This is a genomic window from Kineothrix sp. MB12-C1 (assembly GCF_030863805.1).
GTDB lineage: Bacteria > Bacillota > Clostridia > Lachnospirales > Lachnospiraceae > Kineothrix.
Genome location: NZ_CP132957.1, coordinates 3927227 through 3935490, shown reverse-complemented (window position 1 = coordinate 3935490; position 8264 = coordinate 3927227). Strand labels below are relative to the sequence as shown.

General features: G+C 41.4%; 9 protein-coding genes and 3 pseudogenes. All 12 read right to left on the bottom strand.

Features of this window, described 5'->3' with window-relative positions:
• Nucleotides 1-129: 129 nt before the first annotated feature.
• Nucleotides 130-243 carry a hypothetical protein gene (locus RBB56_RS18180; RefSeq protein ID WP_306720350.1) on the bottom strand — a complete coding sequence of 38 codons (114 nt, stop codon included), beginning with the start codon at nucleotides 241-243 and terminating at the stop codon, nucleotides 130-132.
• A gap of 243 nt (nucleotides 244-486) precedes the next feature.
• Nucleotides 487-615, bottom strand: coding sequence for a hypothetical protein (locus tag RBB56_RS18175; RefSeq protein WP_306720349.1), 129 nt, complete (start codon nucleotides 613-615; stop codon nucleotides 487-489).
• A gap of 166 nt (nucleotides 616-781) precedes the next feature.
• Nucleotides 782-1069, bottom strand: a complete 288-nt coding sequence (locus RBB56_RS18170; protein WP_306720348.1) for a hypothetical protein — start codon at nucleotides 1067-1069, stop codon at nucleotides 782-784.
• A gap of 146 nt (nucleotides 1070-1215) precedes the next feature.
• Nucleotides 1216-1371 (bottom strand): hypothetical protein, encoded by a 156-nt coding sequence (locus RBB56_RS18165; protein WP_306720347.1) that lies wholly within the window; start codon nucleotides 1369-1371, stop codon nucleotides 1216-1218.
• Nucleotides 1372-1378: 7 nt separating this feature from the next.
• Entirely contained in the window at nucleotides 1379-1462 is an 84-nt protein-coding gene (locus tag RBB56_RS18570; RefSeq protein ID WP_334307480.1) for a hypothetical protein, read from the bottom strand.
• Between the two features lie 153 nt (nucleotides 1463-1615).
• Nucleotides 1616-1711: a hypothetical protein gene (locus RBB56_RS18565; RefSeq protein WP_306722215.1), complete on the bottom strand. Its 96-nt coding sequence runs from the start codon at nucleotides 1709-1711 to the stop codon at nucleotides 1616-1618.
• Nucleotides 1712-1828: 117 nt separating this feature from the next.
• Nucleotides 1829-3297 (bottom strand): annotated as a pseudogene (gene miaB / locus RBB56_RS18645) (tRNA (N6-isopentenyl adenosine(37)-C2)-methylthiotransferase MiaB).
• Nucleotides 3298-3797: 500 nt separating this feature from the next.
• Nucleotides 3798-3953, bottom strand: coding sequence for a hypothetical protein (locus RBB56_RS18130; protein ID WP_306720341.1), 156 nt, complete (start codon nucleotides 3951-3953; stop codon nucleotides 3798-3800).
• Between the two features lie 247 nt (nucleotides 3954-4200).
• Nucleotides 4201-5207, bottom strand: a pseudogene (trpS, locus tag RBB56_RS18640) (tryptophan--tRNA ligase).
• Between the two features lie 154 nt (nucleotides 5208-5361).
• Nucleotides 5362-5703 carry a hypothetical protein gene (locus RBB56_RS18110; RefSeq protein WP_306720337.1) on the bottom strand — a complete coding sequence of 114 codons (342 nt, stop codon included), beginning with the start codon at nucleotides 5701-5703 and terminating at the stop codon, nucleotides 5362-5364.
• A gap of 68 nt (nucleotides 5704-5771) precedes the next feature.
• Nucleotides 5772-6304 (bottom strand): annotated as a pseudogene (locus RBB56_RS18560) (DUF5662 family protein).
• 4 nt (nucleotides 6305-6308) lie between these two features.
• Nucleotides 6309-8249: a hypothetical protein gene (locus tag RBB56_RS18100; protein WP_306720336.1), complete on the bottom strand. Its 1941-nt coding sequence runs from the start codon at nucleotides 8247-8249 to the stop codon at nucleotides 6309-6311.
• Nucleotides 8250-8264 lie beyond the last annotated feature (15 nt).

The window sequence follows — 8264 nt, the reverse complement described above, 5'->3', positions numbered from 1 at the left end:
GCCACCAATGATAGCGAGGCGAATTACATCGGGAGCAGCCACCGCCTTTTGCGGTCTTCTGAATCCTCTCAATTTCACCAGCAATCGCATCTCTCACCCTTACAGAACATCTCGTATTTCCAACGCCCGTTATAATTTATCTTCCGCATTCAGGATGGTGTCTTCCAGTTCCTTTAACCGAGGGGTCGTGTATCTCTCGGCATTGGCAAAAGTCTGCTTGCGAATATAATCCTCAGGTACCATGCTTATATGCCAGAATTAGTGACTTCGAAATAATAGCCGAAGACTTTATTATATTTGATACCGGAGGTTTTTAATTCCTGTCCGCTCTCTGTCGTCATGCTCCAACTGTGCCAGCCAATTTCTTACCTTCCGTCTTCGCATGGCGCAGATGATCGATTGTTTCATCGAATCCTTCGCTTTATGATACCGCCTTCTTTTTTACAGCGATAGGCGATTCTTGCCCGCAATCGCCTGTTAAACCGATTAACTGACAGATATCTTCAAGGCCATCATGATATCGCTGTCAATATTTTCTTCCGGCGATCCACTATCCAAATCACCACCAATACCGTCTTCTATGGGGCAACATTTCGAGCGAATTACGAAAAGCAATCAAAGTCTCTCCTGGGTTCGGCCGTCTTATAACTCACTTTACTAAGCAGACGTTTCCAAGTCGCCAAGCAGGATTCAAATACTCTCTGATTTCATCCCTGGATACCGAATGGGTTGCAAAGAATCTCGATAGCATCCTGGCAAGCATCGTAAAAGCTCCCTGTACTTAAATCGATTGAAATTTACGTTCGATATAAGTTCGAAGCGTTCTCGCGCCCATAGCTGTTTTCGTCTTATCCAGTACCCATAGCAAAGAACCCCTTTTTTGCTTTTCGCGCAAGGTCTCAGTTAATTCGCTAAGATTTCGCCTTGTGGAACTGTCGAAGGAGCATATATTTATTCGTAAGGTACGGGTATAGATACGAAGGAAATGAGAAAGAGAGGTCTTCTGCGTCTCGTACAAATACTGCAAAAGCGCACCCGCCGCAATCAGTCCTACGGGAAAATCCTCCAATTCCCAGTCCTGTCAGCATCTGAACTTGGAAATGCTTCATCAGACATTTTCTGCAAGCATCATCGTCAAAAATAATGGGATTCCAGCGAATATACCGTAATGCCTAAACGATTCTTTAAATCATCAGCTAATATCTGCACCGCTCACTAAAAAGCATCGTTGCATATAATTTCCGACGGCATATACTTGTTAATTTCATCCAAAAGCCTGCGCAGATCATCGACTTCCGTTAAATAGTAATCACCGGTCGTAACATCGGCGATAGAAATTCCTATTGCATTGGGAAAATAAGAAATACACATCAAATAGTTATTCTGTGTCTCCTCTAAACTCCTTTGAACATTTAAATTCGGTACCGGGCGTTACAACACGAACTACCTCTCTTTTTACAATGCCCTTTGCGAGCTTTGGGTCACTCTACTTGCTCGCAGATAGCCACCTTATAGCCTTCTTTCGGATACTAGCTTATTCAAATATCCTTCCACCGCATGATAAGGCACTCCGCACATAGGAGGCCCGCTCCTCCTGCCCACCAGTTTTTCCCAGTTAAAGTGATTTCCAATTCCTAATAGAAGCGGTTAACGCATCTTCGAAAAACATTTCATAGAAATCACCAAGTTTTTCGGTAAAAGAGAATACAATCTTTGTATTCTCTTTTCGTATCCATATATTGTTGCATCATAAGGAGTTAACTCTGCCACTTTTTCTTCCCCTCTGTTTCTCATAAGTTTATTAGCGTAACTGAACAGTTACTCATTATCAATCAACCAATTCCCCTGTATAATAAAAACCGCGGCATTCTTTTAATTTTCACATTCATAATTTTCCCGATGAAAGATTGACGTTGCCCGGAAAATGTACGATCGTATTATTCGAAAAGTCTTCCTGTTACGAGGGAGGAATCCTGTTCGTTTATTTCTTCCACCAATGCAGAGACTGTAAGCCCTCCAACATACTCGCACGCTCTCTCGCCGTTTCCTGTACAATTTTTAAAAGCTTATCGAATCCTTCTTTTACCACTTCCTGTGATACTTTGATTATCCATCGCTGCGGCAGGTGTTCCTGTGCGCTTGGTCAATAAATAAAGGTAAAGGCGTTATCATACTTCACTCTCTTTCACTACCTCTATCGTCTCTTCCCACATCCGCAAGTGTCTCTCCCGGGAAACCGACAATAAATATCCGTCGTAATGGCCATTGGTATCAGGAATTTCTTTTCTTATCTTCTCCGCTATCGCAAGATATTGTTCCTTCGTATGTAACGGCGATTCATCGCATCTAGTATACGGGTGGAACCCGATTGGAGAGGAAGGTGAAGATGACGACATATCTTCTTGGACTCCTTCATTACCTGAATCAATTCCTCCGATAAATCCTTAGGGTGAGAGGTCATAAAACGGATTCTCTCAATACCATCCACTTTTCTCCACTTCGCGAAGAAGTTGAGCAAAACTCATCGGTTCCTCTAACGTTTTTCCATATGAGTTTACATTCTGTCCGAGCAACATAATTTCTACTACGCCATCCCGGCCTTGCCAGATTCTCTATTTCCCTTATAATATCCTTCCGGATTACGGCTTCGTTCTCTTCCCCCTTACATAAGTGAACAACATACAATAGCTGCAGAAATTATTGCAGCCGAACATAATATTAATCCCCGATTTAAACGAGTATTTTCGTTCCACCGGCAAATCTTCTACAATCTGATCCGTATCTTTCCATATATCGATTACCATATCGTCAGATTCAAACATCCATTACACAATAGTTCCGCAAATTTAAAAAATATTATGAGTGCCGAAAAATCAAATCTACAAAACGGTAACTCTTCTTAATCTTTTCGATCACTAAGTCTTCCTGCATCATGCACCCGCATAACGCAATTTTCATATGAGGCTTCTTCTTTTTCATGCTATTTAAAAAATCCAAGCCGCCCATACACTCTCTGGATTCGCATTATCCCGAACAGTACATGTATTGTAAATAACAAAGTCGGCATCTTCCGTATCCACCAGCTCATAGCCTACTTGCTCTAAAATACCGGACAATTTTTCAGAGTCCCTGGCATTCATCTGACAACCAAATGTTTGTTACATTGCAGAGAGGTCTTCTCCCAAGCTGCTCTGCCAGTTTATCCACACATATTCTCTTCGCTTGTTCTATAAAAGAGAAACTGGCGGTCCTTTTTCTGTCTGTTGTGTCATAAAAATCTCTTACTCCTCTTCTAATTTCTGACGTAGTATCATAATCATCATTTTGTAACTGTTCAGTACCCTTCACAGTCACATCATTTTTTCTTGTTGTTTTGCCCGGAATGTTCCCTTCCATCTCAAGACAAATCATCGGCAATTTTATATAAATAAGAGCGGCCGCTTTTCCCGATCCGCTCTACCACCTCCATAAAATAAAGAATATTTAGAACAAGATGAGCCGTTTTTAGCGGAATCCTAGCCGTTTGCACCAAATCCGCTGAAGTGAAAGTAACAGGAAGCTCATAAGGCAGAAACTGCAGATAGATAATCTTCCCCTTCTTTCGATAATTACTTCATCGAATAAGGCCATGGAATCCTGTCATAAGCGGCAAGAACCTCTTCTTTTTATCGGCACTCCATCCGTTTAACAGGCGATATTCCTCCACATCCATTATAGGGAAAACAAAACTTCAGGTTTCCATGCTTTAAGTAGGATTTAATACGGTAGAGTTCCTTAAATGCCTGATAAGCGCTGCCTCAATCCGCGGACTCTTTCTCCTTCTTCGAAAATTCTCCCGTCTCTTCATCGATCCAAATAAGCCACTTCGTATGAGGAATCGGATAGACGACTGTTACCGGATGTCGTTCCAAAAATACCTCTAATTTCGTACGTATTTTATTGGAAATTCCCATTTTGGATCTCTATGATTTCCTTACCCGTAGAAAATATCCGCAACATAATGCTCCAACACAATCTCATGTGTTTGTTTCCAGTCCCGGAGCATAATAATTCTTTAAAACTGCATGTATGCCGTTTTTCCTGTAAAGTTCCGATTCCTGCGCGGCTTCTTTGGATACCGATTATTTTTATTTTTTGCTTCTTCAAATCGCTTTTCATCCATAATTGCGTTTTTATTTAGCGGATTCTTTCAGGGAGATCCTACTTTTTCTGAACCTTACGCAAGAGTCTTAGTCGCATAATAATTCGCCTTTATCTGCGCATTCTCTTTGATTACGGCATCGATATATGTTTTATCCTGAAGCAGTTCCTGATAACATTCTTGCACAGGCTTTAACACACTCACGCTACGGATTCGCCTACCGCAAGCTTGAAGTCGCCGTATCCCTTGCCGTCCGAACTCCTTCTCCACTTCCTCTGCGCTCTTTCCGGTACATGTGGAATAAATATCGATAAGATTACGAATACCCGGCTGTTCCTCCCTATATTCTTACAGTACCCTTCCGGAATCCGTTACCGCTCGCTTGAATTTGCGGATAATCGTATCCGGATCGTCCATCAAATAAAATACTCGCATTAGGATTCTCATCGGATTTGGACATTTTCTTAACCGGATCTTGCAGACTCATAATTTTAGCGCCCGATTTGCCGATATAAAGGCTCCGGAACAGTGAATACATCTCCGTAAATCGCATTAAAGCGTTGTGCGATATCTCTTGTGATTTCCAAATGCTGCTTAATTGATCCTTTCCAACTTAGGAACTACATCCGACTGATATAATAAAATATCCAGCAGCCATAAGTACCGGATAAAAGTGAAAAGGCCGGCATTGATATTATCCGCATGTTTGGAAAGACTTGTCTTTGAACCTGTGTCATGCGGTTCAGCTCACCCATATAAGTAAAACAATTCAATATATCCATGAAAAAGTTCTGTATGTCCGGATACATGAGATTGATAGTAAATACAATTCTTCTTCGGATCCAAACCTGCCGCAATGTATAAGGTCAGTAAGTTCCTCGCTCTTTTGCGAAGCTCCGCCGGAGTCCTGGCGGACTGTTATGGAATGTAAGTCTACAACGGAATAAAAACATTCATATTCGTCGCTTAAGGTCACCCAATTCTTAAGTGCACCCAGATAATTACCGAGAGTCAAGGTTCCCGTTGCCTGCATTCCGCTGAAAAGTATCTTTTTACCATCTATCATGATATTGCCTCCAAAGTTTAAGTATATGCATTTTTTCGAATGTAATAAGTGTAGCATTGCGGCAAGAATTCGTCAAGGAAGGAACTCCCTATGATATGAAAAATCCGAGACACCGTCCCGGATTTTCACTTTACTTTATTTCCTTCGAACAAGGCTACTCTTCACATCCACATGTAGTTCCCTGAGCATAGGGATTATATCCTCTGCGCAAATCATCACCATAGAATTCATTCATCTGTCTGTTATCAAAGCGCTGCTCCGGACGTGACCCTCTATCATCTTCACAAGGCTTTTTGTCCGGAATATCCTCACTGCATCCCCATGTACTGCCTCTGTTGCCCGAAACATTTCCACGGCCTGTATCATTGCAGCCTGCATTACCTCTACGTACGTCATCATTTCGTCCGCAAGGTTTCCGGTTCCAATCCGTATCGCCGCCCACACCATTATTATTGCCACAGCAACAAAGTAAAAGTAATAAAATAAGACAATTCATATTTTTCAACTCCTTTATGATATGCTTTATTTTATGTGCCATCTCATAAAGGGTTACTTTTTCAATGTTTAATTTAAGACCTTTTTTCTAATGTAAGCGAATGTTTCTGCTTCTCCCTTTTCCGCAAGCATATGAAGAAGCTTCTCTAATAGCACCTTTGTCTTCTCATGGAGCGGTGCCGGATCCTTGCCTTTCAGATAATATTCGAGAGGTGCCCGGTCTGTATAATTTCCTTTTACGGTATACTTTACACGCTGCAATACGATCCATCAGCATCTCTACAATATAGCGATTAGGCATAGGCGCCGGTGCCATGCCTCCGGCAATATTCTTCGTACTATAGTCAAGCCAGTATTCATAGTGGTGTTTATTTCTTCCCTTATGATGGAGCCAAGCGCTGGAATATCCGATATTTTCCCGCTCCGCATTGTTCGGGCTTCTATCCCCTTGATAATATTTCGCCCCTACAAGGAATTCTGTGAGGCTATACTTGGACAAGTCATGAACCAATCCCCTGCCAATAAAGGCCCACTCGAAAGCAGCCTTTCATCACAAGATATCTATGATAAGTAATTGTTTTAAAATGCTTCCATATTTTCATAATTCTAACTGCCTTTTTTGATGTGACGTCCTTTCTTTTGTCTTGAAATGTAAATATGAACTGTACGCGGAGGTACTTCGATGCGCGGTCTTGCTCCTCCCTGTATCTGCATTTCTTCTTCTATTTTATTGCTGGTTTCGCTCGTATCCGTAAGCAGACACCATTCCATATCTTTGGGTAGCTTCGGAAGCGCGAAAGTGCTGGGAAGCCAATACATATTATAGGCGATATAAAAGAAATTGTCATCTTTTTTTTCCGCAGTTTTCCCATAGAATCCGCAGTACATCACTCCTGCATAACGGCTGTGACCTCCGAAATCCGGCCGCCACGCTTCTTCTCCATGGTAAGAAATATCGGGGTAGCCGCAGCCCATCGTATCGAGAATCTTAAATTCCTTCTCATTGCGAAGCACCGGATGTTGCCTTCTCAACGCAATCAGTTCCTTCATATAAGAAAAAATTTTCTTCCCCATTCCGGTCATATTCCATTTTATAAAACCAATCTCATTATCCTGACAATAGGGATTATTGTTCCCATATCTCGTATTCCCCAGCTCATCTCCACTATAAATAAGCGGAGTTCCCTGGGCCGAAAAAAGCATAACAAGCGCATTTTTTATCTGTCTGAGGCGAAGCTCCTGAACTGTCTTCTTTCTCGTAATTCCCTCGACACCACAATTCCATGTGAAGTTATAATCATTCCCATCCTCATTGTCTTCCCCATTGTCTTCATTATGCTTCCTATCGTAGGAAACCATATCGGTCAACGTAAACCCGTAATAATTCGTCACATAATTAATGATACCGTGACGAGAAGGGTTCTGACGCTGTAACTCCATAAAATAGGAAAGAGCATTATCATCACCCTTTAAGAAACGCCGTGCCGCATACATATAATCATCCTTATAAATGGCAAGATTTTTATATGCCGGTTCCTGTGTTCCATAAATATCATCGAAAGGAAAATAATCATAGAATATCTTAGTCTCGCAAAGTAAAGGATCTGTGGCTATAACATGAAGCGGAATTCTCTCCCCCTTTAGATGTACGCCATCAATGTGATATTCCAACACCCAATATTTGATGGCATCCAGAATAAGTCCCGGCTTTACAGATTTCGGAAAATAGAATTGTAGAATCACTTCTATTCCATTCCGGTGCAGCTCCTTTACCATATCCTTTACTTCTATGGAAGCATCCTTATGAAAACTAAATGCTGCTTTGGGAGCAAAATAATAGCCTTCTATATATCCCCAGCAATTATATCGTTCTTCTTTTTCGGAGCCTTCTTCTTTCAAGCCTTCCATAGGAAGGGCAAGTCTTTGTATCGCTTCTTCCATTGTAGCTGCCTGAGAAGAATAGACACGCTCCTCTTTACTTCTCACCTCATTAAATTCATAAGCAGGCATTAGTTCCACCGCCGTAATGCCGAGTTCTTTTAAATGAGGAATTTTTTCTATAAGGCCCTGATAAGTTCCTTTATGAGCGATTCCCGATGACCTATGCTTCGTGAAGGCCCGCACATTCAAACAGTACAAGATGCTGTTTGAATAAGGAATCTTCAAGGGCTTATCTTCCTCCCAGTCATAAGAATCTATGAGAAATCCACCTCTGAGCACCTCATCACAAGTTCCCCATTTAGAATGGCCACAGATGACTTTGGCATAGGGATCTGTAACAATACGTCCTCCATCATAAAAATTATACTCATATCTTTTAGCATCCAGGTTTTTAATTACCATACAAAATATAGAGCCGAATTTATTTATCCTGTCAAAAGGAATTCTCGTCTCTTCTTTTACATTTTTATCGTACAAAATGAGCCCACACTCCATCTCACTTTTCATAGCAACCGAAAAATAAGTACGATTATTCTCTATTGTCACTCCTAACGGATACGGTCTGCCTATTGCATTTCTGTCAATTGTATACATATTTTCCTCCATCCGCTAATATCCGCA

Bases quoted from the DNA above. Each gene is read 5' to 3' on its own strand.
- RBB56_RS18180 (WP_306720350.1), bottom strand. From the start codon at position 243: ATGGTACCTGAGGATTATATTCGCAAGCAGACTTTTGCCAATGCCGAG.
- RBB56_RS18165 (WP_306720347.1), bottom strand. From the start codon at position 1,371: ATGTGTATTTCTTATTTTCCCAATGCAATAGGAATTTCTATCGCCGAT.
- RBB56_RS18130 (WP_306720341.1), bottom strand. From the start codon at position 3,953: ATGGGAATTTCCAATAAAATACGTACGAAATTAGAGGTATTTTTGGAA.
- RBB56_RS18110 (WP_306720337.1), bottom strand. From the start codon at position 5,703: ATGAATTGTCTTATTTTATTACTTTTACTTTGTTGCTGTGGCAATAAT.
- RBB56_RS18100 (WP_306720336.1), bottom strand. From the start codon at position 8,249: ATGGAGGAAAATATGTATACAATTGACAGAAATGCAATAGGCAGACCG.